This is a genomic window from Alphaproteobacteria bacterium, from assembly GCA_024244705.1.
In the GTDB taxonomy this organism is placed as follows: domain Bacteria; phylum Pseudomonadota; class Alphaproteobacteria; order JAAEOK01; family JAAEOK01; genus JAAEOK01.
This window is the reverse complement of record JAAEOK010000064.1, coordinates 95339-119859: the sequence shown is the minus strand read 5'-3', so window position 1 is coordinate 119859 and position 24521 is coordinate 95339. Positions and strand designations below refer to the sequence as shown.

Below are 24521 nucleotides of genomic sequence, written 5' to 3'. Positions count from 1 at the left end.
ATCGCGTTTTATGACACTTGCGGTTCCCGCACGACCCCGCGGGCGCGGCTGCGGCGGATGCCGGCGAGGGCGTCGCCGCCGATCGCCGCCAAGACCAAGGCGCCGCCGAGCAGCGTAAAGATCCCAGCGGTCTCGCCGAGAAGGAGCCATACCCAGAGCGGCGCCAAGACCGCCTCGCCCAAGCCGATCAATGGAATTTCAGCGGCCGGCACCGAACGCGAGCCGGTGGTGATGAACACCAACGCCAGGCCAAGCTGGGCGACTCCCATGGTCAGCGCGAGCAGCATGTCGCGGAAGTCGAGGGCGATACCCGACCCGTCGATCAGGCAAAGGCCGCCGGCGACGACGATTCCGATGAACCCGGCCAACACGGCGCAGGGCAGCATGTCGCCGACCCGGCCCCAGCGCAGCCCGATCGCGAACAGCGCATAACCGAGGGCGGCCACGAAGCCGGCGACGTTGCCCCACAGATAGCCCAGTGACAGGCCTTCGGCGACCATGACGCCGACGCCGGCGAAGGCGGTGAAGATGGCGATCCAGGTCGCCGGGGCGACGCGTTCGCGGAGGATCAGCCAGCCCAGGATTGCGGCGAGGAAAGGCGCCGCGGCGAGCAGGAACATGGCGTTGGCGACGGGCGCCACCTGGATGGAAACAACGATGCCGCAGAAGGCCAGGGCGAGGCCGACCCCGCCGATCATGGTCGCCGGACCGAACCCGTCGAACACCGCCAATACCCGTCCCCGATTTCGCACCGCGACCACCAATATCAGGAACAGGGTCAGGCTGATCGAGCGGTAGAACAGCAGCTGCCATGCGGTGGCGTCCTCGATGAGGCGAACGAAGACGCCGATGCTCGACGATGCGGTGCCGCCCAGCAACACCAACAAGACGCCGGCGCGGTAGTTTTGGCTAGGCTGAGATTGGGCGGTCGCCGGATCGATGAATACCTCCCTGCGCCGGCGGGGTCGTCGGCCGGCCAACCGGAAGCTTGTTATCATGACCGCCGACGAATGCGCGAGAATTACCTGGCCGATGGCACGCATCGTCATCGACGCGGGCCGGTCGGCGCGGCGTTATTCGCCGAACCTCATACCTCGATCTCGAGAAACGCTTTCAAACGCAATAACTTAACTGATTGCCACCATTTCGATCTCGAAGGTCAGGTCCTTGCCGGCGAGCGGATGATTGGCATCGAGCGTGACCTTGTCGTCGTCCGCCGCGACCACCGTCAGCACCAATTGGGCGCCGTCCGGGGCCGAGGCCTGGAGGCGCGCGCCGGGACTGATATCGATCTCGGCCGGAATCTGGGCACGGTCGACTTCCTGGACCTGGTTCGAATCGTGTTCGCCGTAGGCATCGGCGCAGGGGATCTCGACCGTTTTCTTGTCGCCCACCGCCATGCCTGTCGCAGCGGCGTCGAACCCCGGGATCACCTGTCCGGCCCCGATGGTGAATTGCAAAGGTTCGCGGCCGTTCGAAGAATCGAACTCGGTACCGTCGGCGAGGCTGCCGGCATAATGGACTTTAACGGTGTCTCCAGCTTTGGCGTGCGACATGGAACCTCCTTGGCCACAATACGGGCGAAAAACGTGATGGCGATCGGACGAGAACGGAAATTGGCGCGACGGCGGCGACCCTAGCATGCGATTTCGCGCGACTCTACCGTGCGGCCGAAGGCCGGAAACGGCGGGTCGCGGTAGCTGTCGCCGTGGGCATCGGAATCGAGTTATACTGAAACGTTCGCAGTGGGGAGGTCAGGCAATGAATGAAGCCCTCAAGCCGCAAAGCGACGAGCGCATCATCCGCACTCATATGGCTCATGAGCTCGACCCGCCGATCGGCCACTGCGCCAAGATCGGATTGCTGGTGCTCGCATCGGATCACACGGTCGAGCACGAATGGCGTTTGGTGATGAACCGCGACGGTGTCGCCGTCTATGGCGCCAGGCTTTACAACTCGCCGACGATAAACCCCGAAACGCTGGCCGCGATGGCCAACGAAATCGGCAAGGCGACCAGCCTGATCCTGCCCGGCGTCGACCTCGACGTGGTCGCCTACGGCTGCACTTCAGGCGCCATGACCATAGGCGAGGACCGGGTCTTCGAGCTGATCCGCGCCGAGCGTCCCGGCGTCGCCTGTACGACCCCGATCACCGCCGCCCAGGCCGGGTTCAAGACGCTTGGCATCGAGCGTATCGCGCTGCTCACGCCCTATGCCGAATCGGTCAACGAAATGATGCGAGCGTATCTCGAGGCGCGGGGCATTGCAGTGCCGGTCTCGGGCTCGTTCAGCGAGGAAAGCGACAACGTCGCGGCGCGTATATCCCAGCGTTCGATCCACGATGCGGCGCTGGAACTCGGCGCCTACGACGACGTCGATGCCGTATTCGTGTCGTGCACCAGCCTGCAGGTCAATGCGGTCGCAGGGCCGGCGGAAGAGGCACTCGGCAAACCCGTGCTGTCGAGCAATCTGGCCATGGCTTGGCATGCGCTGCGGCTGGGCGGGGTCGACGACGTCATTCCCGGCTATGGCCGGCTGTTCACGCACTAACTCCCGCGTGCGGCCCTTCGGTTTCGTGGTATCCCCGGCTTAGGGAGGCGCGACCATGAACATGGCGGCGGTGATCCATGAAAAGGGCGGCCCCGAGGTATTCCGCTGGCAGGAATGGCCGGTCGGCGATCCAGGACCGGGAGAGGTGCGGTTGAGGCACGCGGCGATCGGTGTCAACTATGTCGACACTTACCATCGTCGCGGCATGCCTCATCCGTGGCCGGTGCCGCCACCGCCGGTCGTGCTCGGGCTCGAAGGTGTCGGCACCGTCGAGGCGGTCGGCGACGGCGTCACGGAACTCGGCGCAGGCGATCGCGCCGCCTACGCCATGCCGCCGCTCGGCGCGTATAGTCAAAGTCGTATTATGCCGGCCGAGCATCTGCTCAAGGTGCCGGAAAATATCGACGACGAGACCGTCGCCGGCATGATGCTCAAAGGCTTGACCGCACAGTATCTGTTGCGCCGGACCTATGTCGTCGAGCCGGGTGACACCATCGTCGTCCACGCCGCCGCCGGCGGTATGGGCCTCATTCTGTGTCAGTGGGCCAAACACCTCGGCGCCACGATCGTCGGCACCGTGTCCAGCGACGAAAAGGCTGAAGTCGCCCGCGCCGCCGGCTGCGACTATCCGGTCGTTTATACGCGTGACGATTTCGCTGCCAAGGTCAAGCAAGTCACCGACGGCGAGGGGGTTCCGGTGGTTTATGAATCGATCGGCAAGGATACTTTTGACGGATCGCTCGATTGCCTGCGTCCGCTCGGCGTCCTGGCCTGCTTTGGCCATGCTTCGGGCGCCCCCGACCCGGTCGATGTCATCGAGTTGGGCGCACGCGGGTCGCTGTTCGTGACCCGCCCTGCGATCATGCACTACATGGCGAAACGAGAGGACATGACGGCGGCGGCCGCAGAGTTGTTCGACGTCGTCGGCTCGGGCGCGGTGAAGATCGCCGTCAATCGCGTGCTGCCGTTGCGCGAGGTGGCCGAGGCCCATCGCGCGATCGAGGAACGGCGCACCACCGGTTCAACGGTCCTCAAGCCATTCGACTAGGGCGGTCGCTTTGCCGCCTGGCGGAATTCGCTGACGTCAAAGACCTATTCAGGCATCCCGGCGGAACGGAGCAGGTCGAGATAGGCGTCGAGCTGGGCATCGTCGCGGTAGACCTCCGAGATGCGGATCTGCCGGAGCGTCAGGTGGGGATGTTTGAGCAGCGCCTGGGCGACGTGGGCGCGGGCCTCGTCGTTGCGGCCGGTCTCCTCGTAAATAGCGGCGAGCCTGAAATCGGAAAAGATGTTGTCGGGGTTGCGCCGCATCCGCTCCTTCTCGCCGGCGATGGCCTCGTCGAACCGCCCCAGCGCCCGGTACACCAGGCCGGCGATACCGAGATACCAGCCGGAATAGAACGGCGACAGCCGCATCGCCTGTTCGATCCGACCGAGCGCTTCTTCCGGCCGCCCGCAATAGACCAGCGTCATCGCCAGCGTCGTATAGCAATCGGCAATATTGGGGCCCAGTTCGACCGCCCGCTCGCCGTATGACAGCGCCTCCTCGAATTGCCGCCTGATCAGGGCGATCAGGCCGACCACCGCATGGGCGTCAGGTTGCGCGTCGTCGAGGGACAGGCTGCGCTTGGCGAATACGTCGGCTGTCTCGAGGACGTCGGCCTCCTTGGTCCAGCCGAACCGCACGTCGTTGTAGTGCGACCAGCCGAGAAGGCTCCAGGCGACGGCGAAATCCGGATCGAGTTCGACGGCGCGTTCGAGCAAGTCCCGCGCCCGCGCGTTGTCCTGCCGGTTGAAACGCCGGAGCAGGTTCAGGCCGCGGGAATATGACTCCCAGGCGGCCATGTTCTTCGTCTGCCGCCGTCGGATCGCCACCTGTTCGCCTTCAGTGAGCTGCACCTGCAACGCGGTGACGACCTCGCCGGTGATCTCGTCCTGGAGGTCGAAGATATCGGCCAGGTCGCGGTCGTAGCGCTCGGCCCACAGGTGGTGGCCGGTCGCCGCCTCGATCAGCTGGGCCGTGATGCGCAGCCGGTTGCCGGCCTTACGGACGCTGCCCTCGAGCACGGTTTGGACGCCGAGCTCCTCGGCGACCTGACGGATATCGGGTGACTGGCCCTTGTAGGCGAAGGACGAATTGCGGGCGATTACGAACAGCTCCGACAGCTTGGAGAGCGCTGTGATGATGTCTTCAGCCAGCCCGTCGGCGAGGAACGCCTGTTCCGGATCGTCGCTCATGTTGTCGAATGGCAGCACGGCGATCGAGGGTTTGCTGCGCGAATCGGTATCCGGCGCATTTGCTTTTGCCGCCTTGGCGGCTGTCGGGCCGCTGTCGAGAATGATGCGAAAGACACGGACCGGCTCGGCGATGTTCTTGAGGCGCTGTTCGCCCTGGTCCTCGCAGTCGATCTCGGCTTTGCCCTTGATCTGTTCGAAGACCGCGGCGGATATGCAGATGCCCCCGGGCTCGGCCAGCCCTTCGAGACGGGCGGCGACGTTCACCCCGTCGCCCAGAATATCGTCGCCGTCGATGACGATATCGCCCAGGTTGATGCCGACGCGAAAGGCGATGCGTCGGTCCTCGGGCATGTCCGCCTCGCGGACGGTGACCGCCCGCTGGACCTCGACCGCGTTGCGGACCGCGTCGACCACGCTGGGAAACTCGACGAGGACGCCGTCGCCCATGGTCTTGACGATTCGCCCGTCGTGGCGGGCGATCGCGGGGTCGATCAGCTCTTCGCGAAGCGCCTTGAAGCGCGCCAGCGTGCCCTCCTCGTCGGCACCGACGAGACGGCTGTAGCCGACGACGTCGGCCGCAAGTATCGCCGCCAGGCGACGGATCATGGCGGTCCCCCCTTCCGGCCGGGAGTGTATCGATTGGCAATGGCGGAATCCATCCCACGTCTCCGCGGCGCGAACATCAGGATCGCCCGGCCGCCGGGCCGGTTCGGTCGTGGTGATGAACGCTGTTGTTTCAGGGTTCCTCGTGGCGGCCGTGGCCGGGTTTCACCGTCCACCGTCAAAAGTCGCCGGGCGCCACCTGTAGGCATTTGATGCCGCTGTCGCGCCACATCTTGACCACCCGGCTGCGGTCTTCGAACACCATGTAGGGTTCGCCATGACGCTGCCGGATCGCCCGCAGGATCCCCGCCTTGACGACGGAATCCTCGCGATGATCGTCATGCCGTCGAAAGTAGATGTCGTGGTACCTGATCTCGTGCCGCTCGAGCCAGGCGATCGTGCCCGATCTTTGATCGTCGGCGCGGCCGGTAACGATGACGATATGGTTGCCGCCGTCGTCCCATAGCAGCCGGTTGAGATAGACGATTTCGTCATGCGGCAGGTCCTTCGACGATTCGGCGAAGAAGGCATCCCAGTTCTTTTTTCGCTGCTCGAGGTGATGCAGGCGGTGGTCGACATTGGCGAGCGTGCCGTCGATGTCGAAGATGATCACGCGTGGCGATGAATTCTTATGGTCGCGCATGGCTGGTTTCCGAAAATCGTTGGCTGGCCGGGCTGCTGGTCTTGCGCCTGCGACACTCTCAATCACCGCCGAAGCGAGGTCCGCGCAGGGAAACACAGACCTCGGAACGGGGACAAGCCCGATATTTGTCACCGGAGCGTGAGGAAGGGCCGGCTATGATCGAGCCCGGTTGGATGCGTCCCTGGAGGACGTGCGATGAGCGTGACGTTGACCATCGAGTATGGCAATGGGGCTCAGAAAATCTTTGCCGAACTGCCTTTCAAAGTGACCACCCTGCCGCCGCAGCCCAATGGCGCGGTTCATGTCCACGATGCCCTCCACCATGCGGCGGCCGTCGCGCCGGGCCTCGATTTCTCGATCGAGGAGCAGTGGCTCGGCGGTAACGAGGGGTCGACGAATCGCGCCGGCCTGGTGCCGCTGGCGATCACCGAGATCGATGGTGTCGGCGGACCGTGGCAGGTCACGATCAACGCGCAGCCGGTCACCCTTCAGAAGCAAATGACCGGCCTCGGCATATTTCCCGAAGACGCCGGCGCCCTCGCCGATGGCGATCGAATTACGGTCGCCGTGCACAAGTCATAAAGCGAGGCCCTCTAGAACCGTCCCACCTCCGTGCCCGCAAGATCATAACCCGCATCGCGGCCGGCGATCAGGTCGGCGGTGATCCGCGCCGAACCGCAGGCCATGGTCCAGCCGATATGACCGTGGCCGGTGTTGTACCAAAGATTGTCGTGCCGGCCGCGGCCGAGCACCGGCGGCCCGTCGGGCGTCATCGGTCGCAGGCAGGCCCAATAGTCCGGCCGCTCGTAGTCGCCCGCTTCCGGAAACAAATTCTGCGCGACGCGGCGCATGGGCGCGAAATCTCGCGGCTGGAAGCTCTGGTCATAACCGCTGAACTCGGCGGTCGCGGTGGCCCGAAAACGATCGCCGAATCGGCTGAAGGCAATCAGGCTGTGCTCGTCCAGGACCGGCACCGCGGGCGCGCCGTTGCGGCCGGCGACCGGGATCGTCATTGAATAGCCCTTGGCCGGATAGATCGGCAGCTTGACGCCAACCGTCCCGGAGACGAACGGGCTGTAGCTGCCGAGCGCCAGGACGAAGGCGTCGGCGGTCACCGGACCGGCGCTGGTCTCGGCGGCGGTCACGCGGTCGCCCTCGGCGCGGAGGCCGCTGATATCGGTATCCGCCTGAAACACCGCGCCCAGCGCCTGCGCCTGCTCCATCATCCGTTCGGTAAACAGCCGGCAGTCGCCGCTTTCATCGCTGGGACAGAAAATGGCGCCGGCGAAGCGGTCCTGGCTCGACGCCAGGACGGGTTCGATCTCGGCACATTTGGCCGGCTCGATGGTCTCCATGGCGAGCCCGTTGTCGCGCAGCAACGCCGCGTTGGCGGCCGCCGTTTCGAGGTGGGCGGCATCGCGATAGAGGTAGAGTACGCCGCGCACCGTTTCGTCGTAGGAGATGCCAAGCTCTTCGCGCAGCGCCTTCAGTTCGTGTTGGCTGTGGAGGCAAAGCCGCAACTTGACCAACGTGTTGGTCCGGTTCCTGGCGGCGGTGCAATTGGCCAGGAAGCGCAAACCCCAGGCCCACATCCGCGGATCCGCCTTGAGCCGCCAGCGTATTGCCGCGTCGTCCCGGGTCAGGGATTGCAGCAGGATTATCGGCGCCCGCGGCGATGCCCAGGCATAACAGTGGCCCGGGGCGATATAACCGGCATTGGCGAAGCTGGTCTCTTGCGCGACCGAGCCGTGGCGGTCGAGGACGACGACTTCGTGGCCGTCCTTGGCCAGGTACCAGGCGGTGGTCACGCCCATGACCCCGCCGCCGAGTATGGCGACCTTCATGGTCGTTCTACCGGCCGGCGACGACGGTGATTTCGACGAGGAACTGGGGAGCGGCGAGGAGTGTCTCGACGCAGGTCCGAGCCGGGGCATGTCCGTCCGGCACCCAGGCGTCCCAGACCTCGTTCATCGGCGCGTAATAGCGAATATCCGACAGCCAGATCGTGGCCGACAGGATCTTGGTCTTATCGGTGCCGGCCTCGCCGAGATAGGCATCGATCTTGTCGAGAATTTGCTGGGTCTGGCCGGCGGCGTCGGCCGAGGCGTCGTCGCCGACCTGCCCGGCCAGAAACACCAGATCGCCGTATTCGACGATCTGACTCATTCGCGTGGCAACCCGTTGGCGTTTGATCTCCGGCATCGGATCCTCCCGTTAGTCGTGTGGCGCCGAGCCTTTATCGCGGCTCGTCGCGTGCACCTTTGGGCGGGGTGAGCGTGATGTCAATACGGCAGGCGCGGGATCAGATTTCGTTGCGGGCGCGGATCAGGGTCCAATAACCGAACAGATTGACGGGCTGGGTTTCGATGACGTCGAGGCCGGTCTCGGCAACGAAGTCGGCGAGCGGGAAATCGGGCCGGAAGCCGAGAAATTTCGACAGCGGCGCGAGCAATGTCTCGAAACCCCGCACCAGCCAAAACTCGTTTTCGAAATGGTTGACGATAAATATGTCACCGCCCGGTTTGCAGACCCGGCGCATTTCTTCCACCATCTTCTTCGGATCCGGCACCACGGACGCGACATACATGGCGACGATCTTGTCGAAGCTGGCGTCGGGGAACGTCATCGATTGCGCGTCCATGACCGTCAGGTCGACATTGTCGATATCCTTCCGTTCGGCCCTCTTCTTCGCCTTTTCCAACATGCTGGGCGTGAGGTCGATGCCGACGACCTCGGTTTCACGCGGATAGAAGGAAAGCGAAAGTCCGGTTCCCACGCCGACCTCGAGGACGCGGTCTCCGGGCCGGCATTTCATCAATTCGACCGCCAGTTTGCGCCCGTTCTGGACGATGCCGGAAAAGACTACGTCGTAACCGGGCGCCCAGCGGTTGTACGATTTGATGATACTGGCGTTGTCCATCGCGGCGATCTCGGGGAAACATTGCGCGCTGCGCGCCGACGGCCTCCTAGAATGGGGCCGATACGGCTTGGTTGCAAGGGGGCGTCTTCGTATGGCGCACATTTTCTGGATGTGGGCAGGTGCCGGCCCGCGGTTTTTTGGCGCTCGCCAGACGGCGCAATGAACGCCACGCCACGCGTCTTCACGGCCTCTTGATCGGCCGCCGAAAAAAAATCGAAGATTCCAGTTGACGTTTTTTTTGCTTCGACTTACTTAGGGTGGCGTAGCGCCGATTTGATTGTCAGATTGCTGGGCGCTTTACAAATGCAGCTAAAGAGGCCCTCGGATTCCGCCCAGCCTCTGCTGCGGCGGATTTTTTTTGGCCTGGTCCTCCCTGACGGACCCGCGGGATTTGATAGGGCAGCTTGCACCGCGACATCAAAGCTAAAGCGCCACGGGGAGTGCTCCGTGGGCCCTTTGTTGAGTGGCAAGGAGCGTACCCGGTGCAATATTTCCCTCTCTTTCTCTCTCTCCAGGCGCGTCCGGTGGTGGTTGTCGGCGGCGGCGAACCGGCCGCCCGCAAGATCCGGCTGCTGCGTAAGGCGGACGCCTTGGTCACGGTCGTCGCCTTCGATGTCGTTGCCGAAATCGACGCGCTGGTGAATGACGGTACGGTTGCTTGGGTGCGCCGCGGCTTCGTCGCCGGTGACCTGCGGGACAAGGTTCTTGCCATCGCCGCCACCGGCCGGGAGGCGGTCGATGCGCGGGTCGGCGAAGCGGCGCAAGACGCAGGCATTCCGGTAAATGTCGTCGATCGCGCCGACCTCTCCACTTTCGTCACGCCGGCGGTCGTCGATCGCGACCCGGTCGTGGTCGCCATCGGTTCCGGTGGCGCGGCGCCGGTGCTGGCCCGTCGCCTGCGCGCCGCTATCGAGCGCCTGCTGCCGCAGCGGTTGGGCGCGCTGGCGCGTTTCGCCGAATCCTTTCGTACCGCGGTCAAGGCGACGACGACCAGCGATACCGAGCGGCGACGGTTCTGGGAATCGTTTTTCGACGGGCCGGTCGCGGCGCGGGTCCTCGACGGCGATATCGCCGGTGCCCGCGAGCAGATGCTATCGCTGATCAATCGGCCACAATCGGATAGCGGAGACGCCGGATCGGTTCACATCGTCGGCGCCGGTCCCGGCGACCCTGAGCTGCTGACGCTCAAGGCGCTGCGGTTGCTCGAAAATGCCGACGTGGTCATTTACGACAAACTCGTCGGTGCCGGCATTCTCGACCTTGTTCGGCGTGATGCGGAGCGGATCTTTGTCGGCAAGAGCAAGTCCCGCCACACCAAAACCCAGGCCGAGATCAACGACTCGATCCTGGCCCACGCCCGCGCCGGGCGCCGGGTCGTCCGGCTCAAGGGCGGCGACCCCTTCGTCTTCGGACGCGGGGGTGAGGAAGTCGCGTATTTGCACCGCCACGGCGTCACCGCCGAAGTCGTGCCCGGTATCACCGCGGCCAGCGGTTGCGCGGCGGCGACCGGTATTCCGCTCACCCATCGCGATCACGCCCAGGCTGTCACCTTGCTGACCGGTCACGTCAAGGACGGTGCGTCGGACCTCGATTGGTCGACGCTCGCCGGGCGCGGCCGGACATTGGTGATTTACATGGGCGTTTCGGCGGCGGCCCGGATTGCCGCGCGGCTGATCGAAAGCGGATTGGACGCGGCGACGCCGGTCGCCGTGATCGAGAACGGCACCTTGCCCAGTCAAAAGGTCGCCATCGGCAGGGTCAGCGAGACCGCGCGCTTGATCGTCGCCGGCGATATCACGGGACCGGCGGTGATCGTCATCGGCGACGTCGTCACCGCGGCTACTGTCGAGACGTTGCCTGAATTCGCGCGCGCCGTCGGCGCCAACTGAGGAGTTTGCCATGAGCCAACAGGTCGTTACTGCCAACCGCTTGCGCGACGGAGCGGTTGTCTATCTCGCCGAGGACGGCACCTGGACCGAAAGGATCGACGAGGCCCGCATCGCCGAGGACGCGGAGTTTGCCCAGGAGTTGCTGGCCACCGGGGAGGCCGCCCAGCGCGACGGTATCGTCGTCGAGTCCTACCTGATCAAGCTCGGCGACGGATGGCACCCGCAGGGGTGCCGCGAAACGATACGCAGCAAGGGCCCGTCGGTGCGGTTGGACCTCGGCAAGCAGGCCTACGGGAGCTAATCGCGCGATGTACCAGTACGACCGATATGACACCACCCTGGTGCGCGAACGCGTGGCCCAGTTCCGCGGCCAGGTCGCGCGCCGCCTGTGCGGCGAGCTGACGGAGGAAGAATTCCGGCCGCTCAGGCTGATGAACGGTCTTTACCTCCAACTCCACGCTTACATGCTGCGCGTCGCGATCCCCTATGGCACGCTGTCGTCCCGCCAGTTGCGGCAGTTGGCCCACATCGCGCGCAAGTACGACCGCGGGTACGGTCACTTCACCACCCGTCAGAACATCCAGTACAACTGGCCGCGGCTGGTCGACGTTCCCGACATCCTCGACGATCTCGCCGAGGTCGAGATGCACGCCATCCAGACCAGCGGCAATTGCATCCGCAACGTGACCGCCGACCAATATGCCGGCGCCGCGGCGGATGAGATCGAGGACCCGCGGGTTTATAGCGAGATCATCCGGCAGTGGTCGACCCTGCATCCGGAATTCTCGTTCCTGCCGCGCAAATTCAAGATCGCCATAACCGGCTCGCCGAACGACCGCGCCGCCGTGCGCGTTCATGACATCGGCCTCCGCATGCACCGCAACGCCGATGGCGAGGTCGGGTTCGAGGTCATCGTCGGCGGCGGCCTCGGCCGCACCCCGATGGTCGGCCCGACGATCCGCGAGTTCCTGCCCAAGCGCTACCTGCTCAGTTACCTCGAGGCGATCCTGCGCACCTATAACCAGCTCGGCCGCCGCGACAACATGTTCAAGGCACGGATCAAGATCCTGGTCGCCAGCGTCGGTGCCGAGGAATTCGCCCGCCTGGTCGAGGAGGAATGGCAGCACATGAAGGACGGTGCGCTGGCGCTGCCGGCCGACGAAATCGCCCGCATCGAGACCTTCTTCGCGCCGCCGCCGTTCGAGACGCTGGCGGCCGCGGATGCCGCGCTTGCCGCGGCGCGTCGCGCCGACGAGGCGTTCGATGATTGGAACCAGACCAATGTCGTCGCCCACCGCCAGCCCGGCTACGCCATCGTCAATCTGTCATTGAAGCCGATCGGCGGCGTGCCGGGCGATGCCAGCGACCGTCAAATGGATGCCGTCGCCGACCTCGCCGACCGTTACAGTTTCGGCGAGATTCGCGTCACCCATGAGCAAAACCTGGTGCTGGCCCATGTGCGCCAGAAGGATCTCGCCGAACTCTGGCGCGAGCTGTCGGCGATCGAGCTGGCGACCCCCAACATCGGCCAGGTCAGCGATATCATCGCCTGTCCGGGCCTCGACTATTGCAATCTTGCCAATGCCCGCTCGATTCCGGTGGCACAGGAGATCAGCGAGCGGTTTTCCGATCTCAGCCGGCAGCACGGCATCGGCGAACTCAAGATCAAGATCTCGGGTTGCATCAACGCCTGCGGCCACCATCACGTCGGCCATATCGGCATCCTCGGCGTCGATAAGAAAGGCGAGGAATTCTATCAGATCACGCTTGGCGGCAGCGCCGACCAGAATGCCTCGCTGGGGGCAATCGTGGGTCCCGCCTTTGCCGCCGATCAAGTCGGCGATGCGGTCGAAACCATCGTCGAAACCTATGTCGGCCTTCGACACAACGGCGAGCGCTTTCTCGACACCTACCGTCGGATTGGCGCGGAACCCTTCAAGGAGAAGCTCTATGCCCCTCATTAAAGGTGGAAATACTGTCGTCGATCAGTGGCGATATGTGGACGACGCCGATGACATCATTCCGCACGGCCCGGTCATCGTGTCGCTGACCCGGTGGCGGGAACAGAAGGAATCCCTGCGTGCCCGGAGCGGACCGCTCGGCATCCGGCTGGCCGCCGATGAACCGCCGGTGGAGATCGCCGACGAGCTCGATCGTTTCGATTTGGTGGCGCTCGAGTTCCCGGTTTTCCGCGACGGCCGCGCCTATTCCTACGCACGGCTGCTGCGCGAGCGCCTCGGGTTCGACGGCGAGCTGCGCGCCGTCGGCAACGTGTTGCGCGACCAGTTCCTGTTCCTCCACCGCTGTGGTTTCGATGCCTTCGAGGTGGCCGACGATCGCCACGCCGGGGCGTGGCTGCAGAGCATCTCGGAGTTTAGCGTGTGGTATCAACCGGCGACCGATTCGCGGACCCCAGTGTTGGCCCTGCGGCAGGCTCACCAAGCGGCGGCGGAATAGGAGGTCGACGCGCGATGACGGCGTTGCCAAAACCGGTCGGGTACAGCACTCCGTGTAAGGAATCATTGTCGGACCGCGCGGCAATGCTCGATGGCGACTATACCGCGATCGACGCCGGTGACGTCGTCGAGCGTGCGATCCGCCGGGACTTCGCCGGGCGGATCGCGGTCGTATCGTCATTCGGCGCCGATTCCGCCGTCCTCCTCGACCTCGTGGCACAGGTCGATCCGACGACGCCGGTCATCTTCCTCGATACCGGAAAGCTGTTCTGGGAAACCCGGAACTATCGCGACATCCTGGTTGCCCGCCTCGGTCTGACCGACGTCCGATCGGTCGAGCCGTCGTGGTATCATCTCGCCAAATACGATCCCGACGGTACCCTGCATCGCTCCGATCCGGATCTGTGCTGTCAAATCCGCAAGGTTCTGCCGCTCGACGATGCGCTGGCCGGATTCGACGCCTGGATCACCGGGCGCAAGCGGTTCCAAGGCTTTGATCGCGACCGGCTGACCATGGTCGAAGTCGAAGAGGGGCGTTTCAAGATCAACCCCCTGGCCGGATCGAGCCGGGTCGAAATCACCGCCCGCTTCGTCGAACGCGACCTTCCCTATCACCCCCTGGTCGGTCACGGCTATGCCTCGATCGGGTGCCAGCCGTGCACCGGCAGAGTGCAGGATGGCGACCCGGCGCGGTCGGGACGATGGGCGGGCAGCGCCAAGACGGAATGTGGCATCCATTGCGCGCGGTGGTTCGAACCGGCGGAGGACATCGTATGACGGCCGCCGGATATGCCGGCGACATCACGTCGCGCGAGGCTTGGGATTTGCTCGTTGCCGATGCCGATGCGGTGTTGGTCGATGTGCGTTCGGACGCCGAATGGAGTTTCGTCGGGCTGCCCAATCTCGAGCAGCTTGGCCGGTCGCCGGTCTGTGTCTCGTGGCAGACCTACCCCGACATGGCGCTGAATTCCGGCTTTACCGAAGAGTTGTCCGCCCACGGCGTATCGCCGGACAAGTCCGTGCTCCTGCTGTGTCGTTCCGGCCAGCGCTCTCGGTCGGCCGCGCAGCTGCTGACGGCGCACGGCTATGAGAAATGCTTTAATATCGCCGACGGGTTCGAGGGCCCGCCAGACGACACCTATCATCGCGGCACGATTACCGGCTGGAAGGCCTTGGGCTTGCCGTGGGTGCAAGGATGACAAAGCCATGAGCAAGAGCAGTATCCATCGTCAACGCCGCCGACGGCGGGCGACAAATCTCGTGCGTGGCGGCCTGACCCGCAGCGAATTCGGCGAGACCAGCGAGGCGCTGTTTCTTAACTCCGGTTTCGTCTACGACAGCGCGGCCGAAGCCGAGGCCCGTTTCAAGGGCGAGGCCGAGGGCTACGTCTATACCCGCTACGGGAACCCGACGGTGACCATGTTCGAGCAGCGCATGGCGTTGCTCGAAGGGGCCGAGGCCTGTTTTGGAACCGCCAGCGGGATGGCCGCGGTCTTCGCCGCGCTGATGTGCCAACTCAAAGCGGGCGATCATGTGGTCTCGTCGCGGGCCTTGTTCGGCTCCTGCTTTTTCATCGTCACCGAGCTGTTGCCGCGCTACGGCATCGAAACCACCCTTGTCGACGGGCCCGACCTCGGCCAGTGGCGCGCGGCCATGCGCCCCGGCACCAAGGCGGTGTTTTTCGAGACGCCGTCGAATCCGACCCTGGAAATCATCGACATGGGCGCGGTCATCGACCTTGCCCATGCGGTCGGCGCCTCGGTCATCGTCGACAATGTCTTCTCGACGCCGCTGCAGCAGCAGCCGCTCGAATATGGCGCCGACATCGTGGTCTATTCGGGCACCAAGCATATCGACGGCCAGGGGCGATGCCTCGGCGGCGCCATTCTTTCGACCGCCGAGTTCCGCCAGGAGACATTGTTGCCGTTCGTGCGCCATACCGGCCCGGCGCTCAGCCCGTTCAATGCGTGGGTCATGCTCAAGGGCTTGGAAACGCTCGAGCTCAGGCTCGACCGCATGTGCCGCAACGCGGCCCACCTCGCTGCCTTGCTCGAGGCCCATCCGTTCGTCTCGCGGGTCTATTATCCGGAACTTGCCAGCCACCCGCAGCACGAGTTGGCGATGGCCCAGATGGCGGCTGGCGGGTCGGTGGTCAGCTTCGACGTCAGCGGCGGTAAGGAGGAGGCGTTCGCGGTCCTCGACAGCCTCGAAATCATCGATATTTCCAACAATCTCGGCGACACCAAGAGCCTGATCACGCACCCGGCAACGACGACCCATCGGGCCATGGGCGAAGAGGGCAGGGCGCGGATCGGTGTCGGTGACGGACTGGTCCGGGTTTCGGCCGGGCTCGAGGACATCGACGATTTGGCGGAAGACCTATTGCTGGCACTCGACGCCGCCGCCAAACGTCACGCCGCCTGATCGGCCTCGTCAATCGGTTTTGTCGGCGTCAGTGCACCCGCTGTTCGGGCGCCGATTCCAGGACCGCATCGGCAAAGCCGATCTTGGCGTCCCAGTCCGCCGACTCGACGGCATCGATCAGCAATTTGCAGACATTGTGCATCAAGCGGTTGTCGAGCCGCAGTGTCGCCTCGCCGCGTTTGCGGAATTTGAACTTGAGGACAAACAGGTCGTCATCTTTGCGCGTCGCCTCAAGGCCCGTCACGAGAACCGGTTCGTCACCCAACGGCGACTCTTTACCCTCGACATGGAATTCTTTGGTGAACGACTTCTCGTCGACCATGCCTTCGTGCTGGAACGACATCATTGCCTTTTTGTGCTCCTCGTCCTCGACCTTTCGCACCTCGGGATTGGTCATCAACAATTTTTCGATCGCCGGCCACATCCCCTGCAACACGAACCGTCGCGTCAAGTGGAATTGATAGACTTTGTCATCGCGCGTACTGAAGCGAAACAGTATGCGGTCTTCGGCGGTGACGAAGGCGACGGAGATTTGGCTCAATCCGTTGGACATGATGGGCAGCAATCCTCGTGCTGTCGGTCGGGCCGACCATACGTCAATTCGCGAGGATTGAGTATCGAAGCTTCGACCGGGGCGGACGAAAAAAGGGGCCGGGCAATGCCCGGCCCCAAGTCCCTGCGTTTGGAGGGGAGGCTCCCAAGGGGACGAAGGAGCCTTCCTGGCACGGGGTCCGACCAGGGGAGAAGCCGTAACCCCGTCTATGTCGGCCAAGGGGATGAGCCGACATATCACTTATATAGGTTCGCACGCCGAACCTTAAAGTGATTGATATCACATTTCACATGATATCGTCCTCTATTATGCCAGACTATTAGGCAATTTTGTGGCAAAAATCGTCGCCGCGTTCACATCATTCGTGTTTGAAATGCTCGACCAGGCTTTCCAGGCGCTCGACGTCATGCACGATGAGTGCGCTTTTCTCTCGTGATACCAAGCCATTACGGGAAAGATCGCCAAGCACGCGGGCGACCGTTTCGCGGGTTGTGCTGACCCGGCTGGCGATATCGGCATGAATCGGCGCCGGATCGATCACGGCCTTGTTGTCGTCGTGCTTGCCATGGCGCGACAAACGGAGCAATTCGGCGTGGACCCGGTTATGCGCGCCCAGGGTGCTAAGGTCCATGATTCGGTCCGTCGCTTGCCGAATTACCTCGGCCAGCCGCTCCACGATGGCCAGCGACACGTCCGGATTGTCTTTCAGTATCTGCTTGAAAACATTGGGTGAAAGCGCCGCCACGACGGTGTCCGACAGGGCCACGACCGAGGCCGATCGCGGTTGTCCGTCGACCGCCGACAATTCGCCGAAAAAACCGCCGGCATCGAGATCATCGAAACTGACCTCGCGGCCCGAGAGGGAGAAATTCACCACCCGGACCCGCCCCTTGGTGACGAAATAGATGTCACGCGAATCGCTGTCACGGTCGATAATCTGTTCGTGCGCGGCGAAGCGGCGCCAAGTGCATTGCTTGGTGAGCTTGTCGCGGGTGACTTGGGGCAAATTTGCCAGCAGCTTGATGCCGTCCAAGTTTTCTGTGTTGTTTTTGGCCACGATATTCTTCCCATTGGCGCCACAACAGCGGCGTCACGCGTGAGCGGATTTCCAATTATCACACGATTCCTTGAAATTATCATTCTTTGGCGGTGCAACTGAGAGAATTTTGTGTCTTGCGGCGCCAAATACCGTCAACTATAGTGCGCTGCAACAATCTTGTGCGGCGCAAAATAATGGGGGATGCATCGACCATGGCACCGGAAGGCACCAGCGCAGCTAAATCGCAGCCGATTGATGACCTCCATGGTTGTTATCTCGAGGATCTTGCGGTCGGCATGACCTCGACCTTCGCGAAAACGGTGACCGAATCGGATATCATCCTGTTCGCCGGGATATCCGGTGACATCAATCCGCTGCACCTCAACCATGAATTCGCCAGCGAAACGATGTTCAAGGGCCGGATCGCCCACGGCATGCTGACCGCGAGTTTCATTTCCACGGTCCTCGGCACCAAGCTGCCCGGGCCCGGCTGCATTTACGTGCGCCAGGACCTGAACTTCAAGGCGCCGGTGCGGGCCGGCGACACGGTAACCGCCCGCGGCACCGTTACCGCCATCGATGTCAAGCGCAACCGGGTCACCCTGTGGACCGAGTGCCGCGTCGCCGATCGGGTCGTGCTCGACGGGGAATGCGTGGCGATCGTGCCATCGCGCGCCGCCTGACCGGCGCGGACGAATCGCAATTCGACGCTGAAATCCTGATCAATCCCAGGTAAATGTGTGGTCCGGCAGCGGCCGGCAGCGCTCGACTTGGGGGAACGCATCCATGCGCGTATTGCGTCACTACGAAAATGTGCCCGATTCCGCTCGCGGCAGCGTGGCGGCGATCGGCAATTTCGATGGCCTTCACCTTGGCCACCAAGCGGTGTTCGGCGCGGCGCGGAGCGTAGCGCAGGAAACCGGATCGTCGTGGTCGGTGATCAGCTTCGAGCCGCACCCCTACGACGTGTTCCATCCCGGGACCGCGACGTTTCGCCTGACTCCGTTTCGGATCAAGGTGTCGCTGCTCGACGAGCTCGGCTTGGACACCGCCTTCGTGCTGCCGTTCGACGCCGCGCTCTACCGCAAGTCGGCGACCGATTTCGTGACCGAGGTTCTGGTCGCCGGTCTCGGTATTTCGCATCTCGTCATCGGCGCGGATTTCGTCTTTGGACGCCATCGTGGCGGCGACGCCGATTTGATGGCCAAACTGGCCAGGCAAACGGGATTCGGCCTGTCCATCCTCGAAAAAATCACCGACGCCGATGCGCTGCCCTATTCCTCGACCAAGGTTCGCCAGTACCTGACCGCAGGCCAGCCGCGTCTGGCGGCGACCCAGTTGGGGCGCGCCTGGGCGATCGAGGGCCGTGTCGAGGCCGGCGACAAACGCGGCCGCACGATCGGCTTTCCGACCGCCAATATCGCGCTCGGCGAGTTTCTCGTTCCGGCCGAGGGGGTCTATGCGGTGCGGGTCGGAATCGTGGGCGAGACGGGGGTCGCCTGGCGCGATGGAGTCGCCAATGCGGGTCGCCGCCCGACGGTCGGTGGCGATGGCGTTCTGCTCGAGGTTCATCTCTTCGATTTCGACGACGATCTCTACGGCAAGTATCTGCGGGTCGCCGTCATAGATCACCTCAGGGCGGAAAAGAAATTTGACGGCATCGATCAATTGAGGGCACAAATCGCTCGCGACGCCGACCGGGCGCGCACGATATTGGCGACGGACAAGACCGCGCTCGAGATCGGTGTCACCCGGCCGCCGTCGGTCGCCGCCAAACGGATCGCCTTATGAGCACCGACTATAAATCGACGGTCTTCCTGCCGAAGACAGATTTTCCGATGCGGGCGGGGTTGCCCGAGCAGGAACCGCGTCATCTCGAGCGGTGGGCCGAGATCGACCTCTTCGGTCGCTTGCGGGCGCGATCGAAAGGGCGCGAGAAATTCATCCTCCACGACGGGCCGCCCTACGCGAACGGCCATCTGCATATCGGCCACGCGCTCAACAAGATTTTGAAGGACGTCGTAAACCGCGGACAGCAGATGCTCGGCAAGGACGCCCATTATGTCCCCGGCTGGGATTGCCATGGGCTGCCCATCGAGTGGAAGATCGAAGAGCAATACCGCGCCGACGGCAAGGACAAGGACGCCGTGCCGATTGTCGAATTTCGCCGCGAATGCCGCGACTTTGCGGAAAAGTGGATCGATATTCAACGGATCGAGTTTCAGCGCCTCGGCGTCGTCGGTGATTGGGAATCGCCGTACACGACGATGTCCTATGCGGCCGAGGCGCAGATCGTGCGCGAGATCGGCAAATTCCTGATGAACGGGAGTCTCTATCGCGGCGCCAAGCCGGTGATGTGGTCGGTGGTCGAGAAGACGGCGCTCGCCGAAGCCGAGATCGAGTATCACGATCACAAGTCGAATGCCGTCTACGCGCTGTTCCCGGTCGTCGAAGCGTCGTTCCAGGAACTCGACGGGGCGGCGATTGCGATCTGGACGACGACGCCGTGGACCATCCCGGGCAACCGGGCGATCTGCTACAACCCCGAGCTCGATTATGTCGTGATCGAGGCCACCGAGATCGCCGACGAGGGCCTGGATATGGCGGGCGACCGCTTCGCCGTCGCGACCGACCTGCTCGACGAGGTTTTGGCGGCGGGCAAGATCACTGGGCATCGTGTGCTGCGCGCCTTCAAGGGCGACGCGATCGCCGGGACCAAGTGCTGGCACCCGCTCCACGGCCAGGGCTATGAATTCGAGGTCCCGCTTCTACCGGGTGATCACGTCACCGTGGACCAGGGGACAGGGTTCGTCCACACCGCGCCCGGGCACGGTGCCGAAGACTACGAGATCGGCGTCCGTTACGGGCTCGAGATACCCTACACAGTCGGCGATGACGGCACGTTCTACGATCATGTGCCGCTGTTCGCCGGCAAGCACGTCTACAAAGTCGATGGCGACATTGCGGCCGCGTTGCGCGATACCGGGGCGCTGCTTGCATCCGGGACACTGGTCCATTCCTATCCCCATTCCTGGCGCTCGAAGGCGCCGCTTATTTTCCGCAATACGCCGCAATGGTTCATCTCGATGGAGACCAATGAGTTGCGGCGGACCGCGCTCGATGCGATCAAGCAGACGCGATGGGTGCCGGCGGCCGGCGAAAATCGCATCGCGGCGATGATCGAAACCCGCCCCGACTGGTGCATTTCCCGACAGCGTGCGTGGGGCGTTCCGATCGCGGTCTTCTTCGACAAAGAGAGCGGTGAGCCGCTGCGCGACCAGAACGTGGTCGATCGGGTGGCGGCCGCCTTCGAGGACGAAGGCGCCGATGCGTGGTTCCGTGGCGATCCTGAGCGCTTCCTCGGCAACGACTACCCGGCCGACCGCTTCGAACAGGTCATGGACATCGTCGACGTCTGGTTCGACAGCGGCTCGACCCATGCCTTCGTGCTCGAGAACAAGACTCTGCCGTCATGGGAGAACCTCGAATGGCCGGCCTCGTTGTACCTCGAGGGGTCGGACCAACATCGCGGCTGGTTCCACTCGTCCTTGCTCGAATCGTGCGGGACCCGGGGACGCGCGCCCTATGATGCCGTGCTGACCCATGGCTTCGTCCTCGACGAGCAGGGGCGAAAGATGTCCAAGTCGCTCGGCAACGTGGTCGCGCCGCAGAAGGTGGTCGACCAAAGCGGTGCCGACATCCTGCGGCTGTGGGTGGTGGCGTCGGACTATTCGGAGGATCTCCGCATCGGTCCTGAGATTCTCAAGCATCAGGTCGACATGTATCGGCGGCTGCGCAACACGTTGCGCTACATCCTCGGCAATCTGGCGGGGTTTTCGCCCAGCGAACGGCTGCCCCACTCGGAACTCCCGGAGCTTGAGCGCTACGTTCTGCACCGCATTTTCGAGCTCGATGCCGCGTTGCGGCGGAGCTGCGATGGATTCGAGTTTCACGGCTTCTATACCGCGCTGCACAACTTTTGCGCGGTCGGACTGTCCGCTTTCTATTTCGATATCCGCAAGGATTCGCTCTATTGCGATCGGCCCGACGACCCGCGGCGGCGGGCGGCGCGGACGATCCTCGATATCCTGTTCGACCACCTAACCGCTTGGCTCGCGCCGGTTCTTTGTTTCACCGCCGAAGAGGCGTGGTTGAAACGGTTTGGCGACGACGCCGAAGCGGCGGACAGCGTCCATTTGCGCGTCTTTCCCGATGTCCCGGATTCGTGGCGGGACGACGCGCTGGCGGCGAAATGGAACAAGATTCGGGCGTTGCGCCGCGTCGTCACCGGTGCGTTGGAGGTCGAGCGCGCGGAAAAGCGTATCGGCTCCAGCCTGCAAGCGGCGCCACTGGTCTATGCGCCGGCCGACCATATCGACGCGCTTGCCGGTGTCGACCTGGCGGAAATCGCGATCACCTCGGCGGCCCACCTTGAGAGCGGCGCCGGTCCCGACGATGCGTTCCGCCTCGACGACGTTCCGGGCGTGGCGGTCGTACCGGCGCGTGCCGAGGGCGACCGTTGCGGTCGTTGCTGGCGGGTGTTGCCGGAAGTCGGCAACGGAACCCGTGCCGACGACTTGTGCCATCGTTGCGACGACGCGGTTCGCGTGATCGACGCCCGGCAGGCGTCGTAGGGCCGCCGATGTATCGTACCGCTCTCGCCGCTGCCGGCCTGATCGCGGTTTTGGATCAGCTCAGCAAATGGTGGATCCTTGCGGAATTGATGGATCCGCCGCGGGTCATATCCGTCACCAGCTTTTTTGCGCTGGTTCTGGCGTGGAACCGGGGGGTCAGTTTCAGCCTGTTCAGCGGCCAGGCGTCACCCTATATTTTCGCCGGAGTGGCGGTCGCGATCGTCGTCGGTCTGCTGTTTTGGCTGCGCCGCGTCGACAATCGATGGGTGGCTGTCGGCATTGGTCTTATCATCGGCGGCGCCATCGGTAACGTCATCGATCGATTGCGATTTGGCGCGGTGGTCGATTTCCTGTATCTTCATGCTGGAAATTTTTACTGGCCGGCCTTTAACTTAGCAGATTCCGCGATTACAATCGGCGTCGGCATTCTGATCATCGATTCCTTTCTTGACCGGGGGCGGCGCAAGGGGAATCCCACAGGTGACGGACGGGAAGCATGAAGAATTTGCGATATGTCCATTCTGGTTGGGTCGTACTCATCGGCCTCGTATTGGCCGGCTGCGGCGATCTCACCAAGGCCATCGGGAGTCTCGAAGGCAACAGCGATCTTACCGGCATCAAATCGCCGCCATTGTCGTTGCCGCCGGATTACAACCTGCGGCCGCCGGATCCGGGCGGGCGCGGTTCGCCCAATCGGCAGAATGTCGATCAGGCCCGGCAATCGGTTTTCGGTATCAACGAGCCTGGCGTGGTCAATTCGGGCGCCGGCGCCGGGACCGCCCTCAACACTAACCAGCGGAGTGCGGGTGAATCGGCGCTGCTGAGCAAAGCCAACGCTTCGACCAAAGCGGACCAAGGCATTCGGAGCGAGGTCGACGAAGAAACCGAAGAGATCAAGGAATCGGAAGCCGGCTTCGTCGACAAGATCCTGAAATGGGAAGAAGACGGCGGCGAAGGTGAGAACCCGCAAGAGGAAGACGGCCTCAAATCGATCATTGCCGGCGAACAAAAGCCCGTGATCAAACGTAAAGGCGGCCTTTTCGATTAGAGCTCGCCCCGAAATCGCCTGATTCCCGAGACAAAAGAACAACCATCGACGCGTCGGCCGAGACCGGCACGGACAACCTGTCGAACGCGGCGGCCGCGGGCGGAATGTTCCGGGGCACGGCGACGTACAACGATACGAGGGACGCTCATGGTGAAGCTACTTTCGGGTGAAGGCCTGCGCGGCCGGGCGCTCGGCCTGGCGACGGCGGTGGCCGTGGCGGTCGGGTTTTCGGCTTCGGCTCAATCGGGGGTCTTCAACCCCGAGACATTCACCCTCGACAACGGCATGGAGGTGGTGGTCATACCCAACCATCGGGCTCCGGTCGTCTCGCATATGGTGTACTACCGCGTCGGTGCGGCGGATGAGCCGCCTGGAAAGTCCGGCATCGCCCATTTCCTGGAACACTTGATGTTCAAGGGAACCGACACCATACCGCCGGGCGAATTCTCCAAAATCGTCGCCCGCAACGGCGGCCGCGATAATGCCTTCACGTCGTGGGACTACACCGGCTACTTCCAGAACGTGGCCCGCGACAAGCTCGAACTGGTCATGGAAATGGAAGCCGACCGGATGACCGGTCTGATTCTGACCGAAGACGTCGTCCTGCCCGAACGCGACGTCATCCTCGAGGAACGCCATCAGGTCATCGACAACCGTCCGGCCGCGGTCCTCGGCGAACAGATGCGGGCGGCGATGTACCAGAACCATCCCTATGGCATTCCCATCATCGGATGGGAGCACGAAATTGCCGCCCTGAGCCGTGAAGATGCACTCGAATTCTATGACCGGTTCTACCGCCCGGCCAACGCGATCCTCCTGGTCGCGGGCGACATTACGGCAGCCGAGCTGAAGCCGATGGCGGAAAAATACTACGGCGCCATCCCGGCCGGGGTGGCGAACAACCGGGTACGACCGCAGGAACCGGATCATGGCGGGGCGCGGACCGTCGTGTTGGAGGACGAACGCGTTGGGCAGCCGCGGTGGACGCGTGAGTATTTGGCGCCGAGCTACGTGGTCGGCGACACGGAGCACGCCTACGCGCTTCAAGTGCTCGCCGAGGTGTTGGGGGGCGGCCCAACGAGTCGACTGTATCAGAAGCTCGTCGTCGAAAACCAATTGGTGACATCGGTCGGGGTCAGCTACGACGCGCTCAACCTTGGGCCCAGCGAATTCAACCTGTTCGCGCTGCCGCGTGAAACGGTCACATTGGACGAGGCTGCCGCTGGCTTCATGGCAGAGATCGACCGCGTTGTTGCCGAAGGCGTCGGCGCGGAAGAAGTCGAGCGCGCCAAGGATCGCCTGCAGGCGGCCGCAATTTATGCTCGCGACAGTCTGTCGGCCGGGGTTCGCGTCATCGGCACCGCCTTGACCTCGGGGCAAACGGTCGACGACGTCGAGGCGTGGCCCGATCGAATCGGCGAGGTGACGAAGGCGCAGGTCGACGCGGCGGCGCGGGCCGTCTTCGTCGATGACAATTCGGTCACCGGCATCCTCCTGCCCGCCGATGATGAAAAGGAGAGCTAG

General features: G+C 63.5%; 25 protein-coding genes. 16 read left to right on the top strand and 9 right to left on the bottom strand.

Annotation, left to right across the window (positions count from 1 at the left end; genetic code table 11):
- Positions 1-8: 8 nt before the first annotated feature.
- Entirely contained in the window at positions 9-998 is a 990-nt protein-coding gene (locus tag GY791_11620; protein ID MCP4329074.1) for a DMT family transporter, read from the bottom strand.
- Positions 999-1127: 129 nt separating this feature from the next.
- Complete coding sequence (locus tag GY791_11615) at positions 1128-1556, bottom strand: peptidylprolyl isomerase (protein MCP4329073.1); 429 nt, start codon at positions 1554-1556, stop codon at positions 1128-1130.
- Between the two features lie 256 nt (positions 1557-1812).
- Here GY791_11615 and GY791_11610 point away from each other — a divergent pair, with 256 nt between their 5' ends.
- Entirely contained in the window at positions 1813-2550 is a 738-nt protein-coding gene (locus GY791_11610; protein ID MCP4329072.1) for an Asp/Glu racemase, read from the top strand.
- A 55-nt stretch (positions 2551-2605) separates the two neighbouring features.
- Positions 2606-3598 (top strand): quinone oxidoreductase, encoded by a 993-nt coding sequence (locus GY791_11605; GenBank protein MCP4329071.1) that lies wholly within the window; start codon positions 2606-2608, stop codon positions 3596-3598.
- A gap of 44 nt (positions 3599-3642) precedes the next feature.
- On the opposite strand, the gene GY791_11600 is transcribed toward GY791_11605, so the two are convergent.
- Positions 3643-5394 (bottom strand): tetratricopeptide repeat protein, encoded by a 1752-nt coding sequence (locus GY791_11600; protein ID MCP4329070.1) that lies wholly within the window; start codon positions 5392-5394, stop codon positions 3643-3645.
- A 175-nt stretch (positions 5395-5569) separates the two neighbouring features.
- Positions 5570-6034 (bottom strand): polynucleotide kinase, encoded by a 465-nt coding sequence (locus tag GY791_11595; GenBank protein ID MCP4329069.1) that lies wholly within the window; start codon positions 6032-6034, stop codon positions 5570-5572.
- Between the two features lie 195 nt (positions 6035-6229).
- Between GY791_11595 and GY791_11590 the strand changes: the two genes are divergently transcribed.
- On the top strand, positions 6230-6616 hold the full coding sequence (locus GY791_11590) for a hypothetical protein (GenBank protein ID MCP4329068.1): 387 nt from the start codon (positions 6230-6232) through the stop codon (positions 6614-6616).
- Positions 6617-6627: 11 nt separating this feature from the next.
- Here GY791_11590 and GY791_11585 read toward each other — a convergent pair whose 3' ends face one another.
- From GY791_11585 to GY791_11575, 3 genes are all read right to left on the bottom strand, one after another.
- Positions 6628-7878, bottom strand: a complete 1251-nt coding sequence (locus GY791_11585) for a D-amino acid dehydrogenase (GenBank protein MCP4329067.1) — start codon at positions 7876-7878, stop codon at positions 6628-6630.
- A gap of 7 nt (positions 7879-7885) precedes the next feature.
- Positions 7886-8236: a RidA family protein gene (locus tag GY791_11580; protein MCP4329066.1), complete on the bottom strand. Its 351-nt coding sequence runs from the start codon at positions 8234-8236 to the stop codon at positions 7886-7888.
- Positions 8237-8336: 100 nt separating this feature from the next.
- Positions 8337-8954 carry a methyltransferase domain-containing protein gene (locus tag GY791_11575; GenBank protein ID MCP4329065.1) on the bottom strand — a complete coding sequence of 206 codons (618 nt, stop codon included), beginning with the start codon at positions 8952-8954 and terminating at the stop codon, positions 8337-8339.
- 482 nt (positions 8955-9436) lie between these two features.
- On the opposite strand from GY791_11575, the gene cobA reads away from it, so the two are divergent.
- Genes cobA through metZ form a run of 7 tightly spaced genes read left to right on the top strand, consistent with a single transcriptional unit; the run spans position 9437 to position 15723 of the window.
- The gene (cobA, locus tag GY791_11570) at positions 9437-10843 is read left to right on the top strand and encodes a uroporphyrinogen-III C-methyltransferase (GenBank protein ID MCP4329064.1); all 1407 of its coding nucleotides are present in this window, start codon (positions 9437-9439) and stop codon (positions 10841-10843) included.
- Between the two features lie 10 nt (positions 10844-10853).
- A complete protein-coding gene (locus tag GY791_11565) occupies positions 10854-11144 on the top strand; it encodes a DUF2849 domain-containing protein (GenBank protein MCP4329063.1) in 291 nt (96 codons plus the stop codon).
- A 7-nt stretch (positions 11145-11151) separates the two neighbouring features.
- Positions 11152-12807, top strand: coding sequence for a nitrite/sulfite reductase (locus GY791_11560; protein ID MCP4329062.1), 1656 nt, complete (start codon positions 11152-11154; stop codon positions 12805-12807).
- A complete protein-coding gene (locus GY791_11555) occupies positions 12794-13300 on the top strand; it encodes a DUF934 domain-containing protein (GenBank protein MCP4329061.1) in 507 nt (168 codons plus the stop codon). The genes GY791_11560 and GY791_11555 overlap by 14 nt, the downstream gene beginning before the upstream one ends.
- Positions 13301-13314: 14 nt before the next feature.
- On the top strand, positions 13315-14076 hold the full coding sequence (locus GY791_11550) for a phosphoadenylyl-sulfate reductase (GenBank protein MCP4329060.1): 762 nt from the start codon (positions 13315-13317) through the stop codon (positions 14074-14076).
- Positions 14073-14498: a rhodanese-like domain-containing protein gene (locus GY791_11545; protein ID MCP4329059.1), complete on the top strand. Its 426-nt coding sequence runs from the start codon at positions 14073-14075 to the stop codon at positions 14496-14498. Before GY791_11550 ends, GY791_11545 begins: the two co-directional genes overlap by 4 nt.
- Before the next feature lie 7 nt (positions 14499-14505).
- Positions 14506-15723, top strand: coding sequence for an O-succinylhomoserine sulfhydrylase (gene metZ, locus GY791_11540; protein MCP4329058.1), 1218 nt, complete (start codon positions 14506-14508; stop codon positions 15721-15723).
- A 28-nt stretch (positions 15724-15751) separates the two neighbouring features.
- Here the strand turns inward: metZ and GY791_11535 are convergent, their stop codons facing one another.
- Both GY791_11535 and GY791_11530 read right to left on the bottom strand, forming a co-directional pair.
- Positions 15752-16276, bottom strand: coding sequence for a hypothetical protein (locus tag GY791_11535; protein MCP4329057.1), 525 nt, complete (start codon positions 16274-16276; stop codon positions 15752-15754).
- Between the two features lie 358 nt (positions 16277-16634).
- Positions 16635-17333, bottom strand: a complete 699-nt coding sequence (locus GY791_11530; protein MCP4329056.1) for a Crp/Fnr family transcriptional regulator — start codon at positions 17331-17333, stop codon at positions 16635-16637.
- Positions 17334-17527: 194 nt separating this feature from the next.
- On the opposite strand from GY791_11530, the gene GY791_11525 reads away from it, so the two are divergent.
- The 6 genes from GY791_11525 (at position 17528) to GY791_11500 (ending at position 24521) form a co-directional block, all read left to right on the top strand.
- Entirely contained in the window at positions 17528-17998 is a 471-nt protein-coding gene (locus GY791_11525) for a MaoC family dehydratase (protein ID MCP4329055.1), read from the top strand.
- A gap of 103 nt (positions 17999-18101) precedes the next feature.
- Entirely contained in the window at positions 18102-19106 is a 1005-nt protein-coding gene (locus GY791_11520) for a bifunctional riboflavin kinase/FAD synthetase (GenBank protein ID MCP4329054.1), read from the top strand.
- Positions 19103-21949: an isoleucine--tRNA ligase gene (locus GY791_11515; protein MCP4329053.1), complete on the top strand. Its 2847-nt coding sequence runs from the start codon at positions 19103-19105 to the stop codon at positions 21947-21949. The genes GY791_11520 and GY791_11515 overlap by 4 nt, the downstream gene beginning before the upstream one ends.
- An 8-nt stretch (positions 21950-21957) precedes the next feature.
- Positions 21958-22449 carry a signal peptidase II gene (lspA, locus tag GY791_11510; GenBank protein ID MCP4329052.1) on the top strand — a complete coding sequence of 164 codons (492 nt, stop codon included), beginning with the start codon at positions 21958-21960 and terminating at the stop codon, positions 22447-22449.
- Positions 22446-22997 carry a DUF3035 domain-containing protein gene (locus GY791_11505; protein ID MCP4329051.1) on the top strand — a complete coding sequence of 184 codons (552 nt, stop codon included), beginning with the start codon at positions 22446-22448 and terminating at the stop codon, positions 22995-22997. Before lspA ends, GY791_11505 begins: the two co-directional genes overlap by 4 nt.
- Before the next feature lie 147 nt (positions 22998-23144).
- On the top strand, positions 23145-24521 hold the full coding sequence (locus GY791_11500) for an insulinase family protein (GenBank protein MCP4329050.1): 1377 nt from the start codon (positions 23145-23147) through the stop codon (positions 24519-24521).

Excerpts from the sequence above, each read along its gene's own strand:
- GY791_11620 (MCP4329074.1), bottom strand. The coding sequence starts at position 998 with ATGATAACAAGCTTCCGGTTGGCCGGCCGACGACCCCGCCGGCGCAGG.
- GY791_11615 (MCP4329073.1), bottom strand. The coding sequence starts at position 1,556 with ATGTCGCACGCCAAAGCTGGAGACACCGTTAAAGTCCATTATGCCGGC.
- GY791_11610 (MCP4329072.1), top strand. The coding sequence starts at position 1,813 with ATGGCTCATGAGCTCGACCCGCCGATCGGCCACTGCGCCAAGATCGGA.
- GY791_11605 (MCP4329071.1), top strand. The coding sequence starts at position 2,606 with ATGAACATGGCGGCGGTGATCCATGAAAAGGGCGGCCCCGAGGTATTC.
- GY791_11600 (MCP4329070.1), bottom strand. The coding sequence starts at position 5,394 with ATGATCCGTCGCCTGGCGGCGATACTTGCGGCCGACGTCGTCGGCTAC.
- GY791_11595 (MCP4329069.1), bottom strand. The coding sequence starts at position 6,034 with ATGCGCGACCATAAGAATTCATCGCCACGCGTGATCATCTTCGACATC.
- GY791_11590 (MCP4329068.1), top strand. The coding sequence starts at position 6,230 with ATGAGCGTGACGTTGACCATCGAGTATGGCAATGGGGCTCAGAAAATC.
- GY791_11585 (MCP4329067.1), bottom strand. The coding sequence starts at position 7,878 with ATGAAGGTCGCCATACTCGGCGGCGGGGTCATGGGCGTGACCACCGCC.
- GY791_11580 (MCP4329066.1), bottom strand. The coding sequence starts at position 8,236 with ATGCCGGAGATCAAACGCCAACGGGTTGCCACGCGAATGAGTCAGATC.
- GY791_11575 (MCP4329065.1), bottom strand. The coding sequence starts at position 8,954 with ATGGACAACGCCAGTATCATCAAATCGTACAACCGCTGGGCGCCCGGT.
- GY791_11565 (MCP4329063.1), top strand. The coding sequence starts at position 10,854 with ATGAGCCAACAGGTCGTTACTGCCAACCGCTTGCGCGACGGAGCGGTT.
- GY791_11560 (MCP4329062.1), top strand. The coding sequence starts at position 11,152 with ATGTACCAGTACGACCGATATGACACCACCCTGGTGCGCGAACGCGTG.
- GY791_11555 (MCP4329061.1), top strand. The coding sequence starts at position 12,794 with ATGCCCCTCATTAAAGGTGGAAATACTGTCGTCGATCAGTGGCGATAT.
- GY791_11550 (MCP4329060.1), top strand. The coding sequence starts at position 13,315 with ATGACGGCGTTGCCAAAACCGGTCGGGTACAGCACTCCGTGTAAGGAA.
- GY791_11545 (MCP4329059.1), top strand. The coding sequence starts at position 14,073 with ATGACGGCCGCCGGATATGCCGGCGACATCACGTCGCGCGAGGCTTGG.
- metZ (MCP4329058.1), top strand. The coding sequence starts at position 14,506 with ATGAGCAAGAGCAGTATCCATCGTCAACGCCGCCGACGGCGGGCGACA.
- GY791_11535 (MCP4329057.1), bottom strand. The coding sequence starts at position 16,276 with ATGTCCAACGGATTGAGCCAAATCTCCGTCGCCTTCGTCACCGCCGAA.
- GY791_11525 (MCP4329055.1), top strand. The coding sequence starts at position 17,528 with ATGGCACCGGAAGGCACCAGCGCAGCTAAATCGCAGCCGATTGATGAC.
- GY791_11520 (MCP4329054.1), top strand. The coding sequence starts at position 18,102 with ATGCGCGTATTGCGTCACTACGAAAATGTGCCCGATTCCGCTCGCGGC.
- GY791_11515 (MCP4329053.1), top strand. The coding sequence starts at position 19,103 with ATGAGCACCGACTATAAATCGACGGTCTTCCTGCCGAAGACAGATTTT.
- lspA (MCP4329052.1), top strand. The coding sequence starts at position 21,958 with ATGTATCGTACCGCTCTCGCCGCTGCCGGCCTGATCGCGGTTTTGGAT.
- GY791_11505 (MCP4329051.1), top strand. The coding sequence starts at position 22,446 with ATGAAGAATTTGCGATATGTCCATTCTGGTTGGGTCGTACTCATCGGC.
- GY791_11500 (MCP4329050.1), top strand. The coding sequence starts at position 23,145 with ATGGTGAAGCTACTTTCGGGTGAAGGCCTGCGCGGCCGGGCGCTCGGC.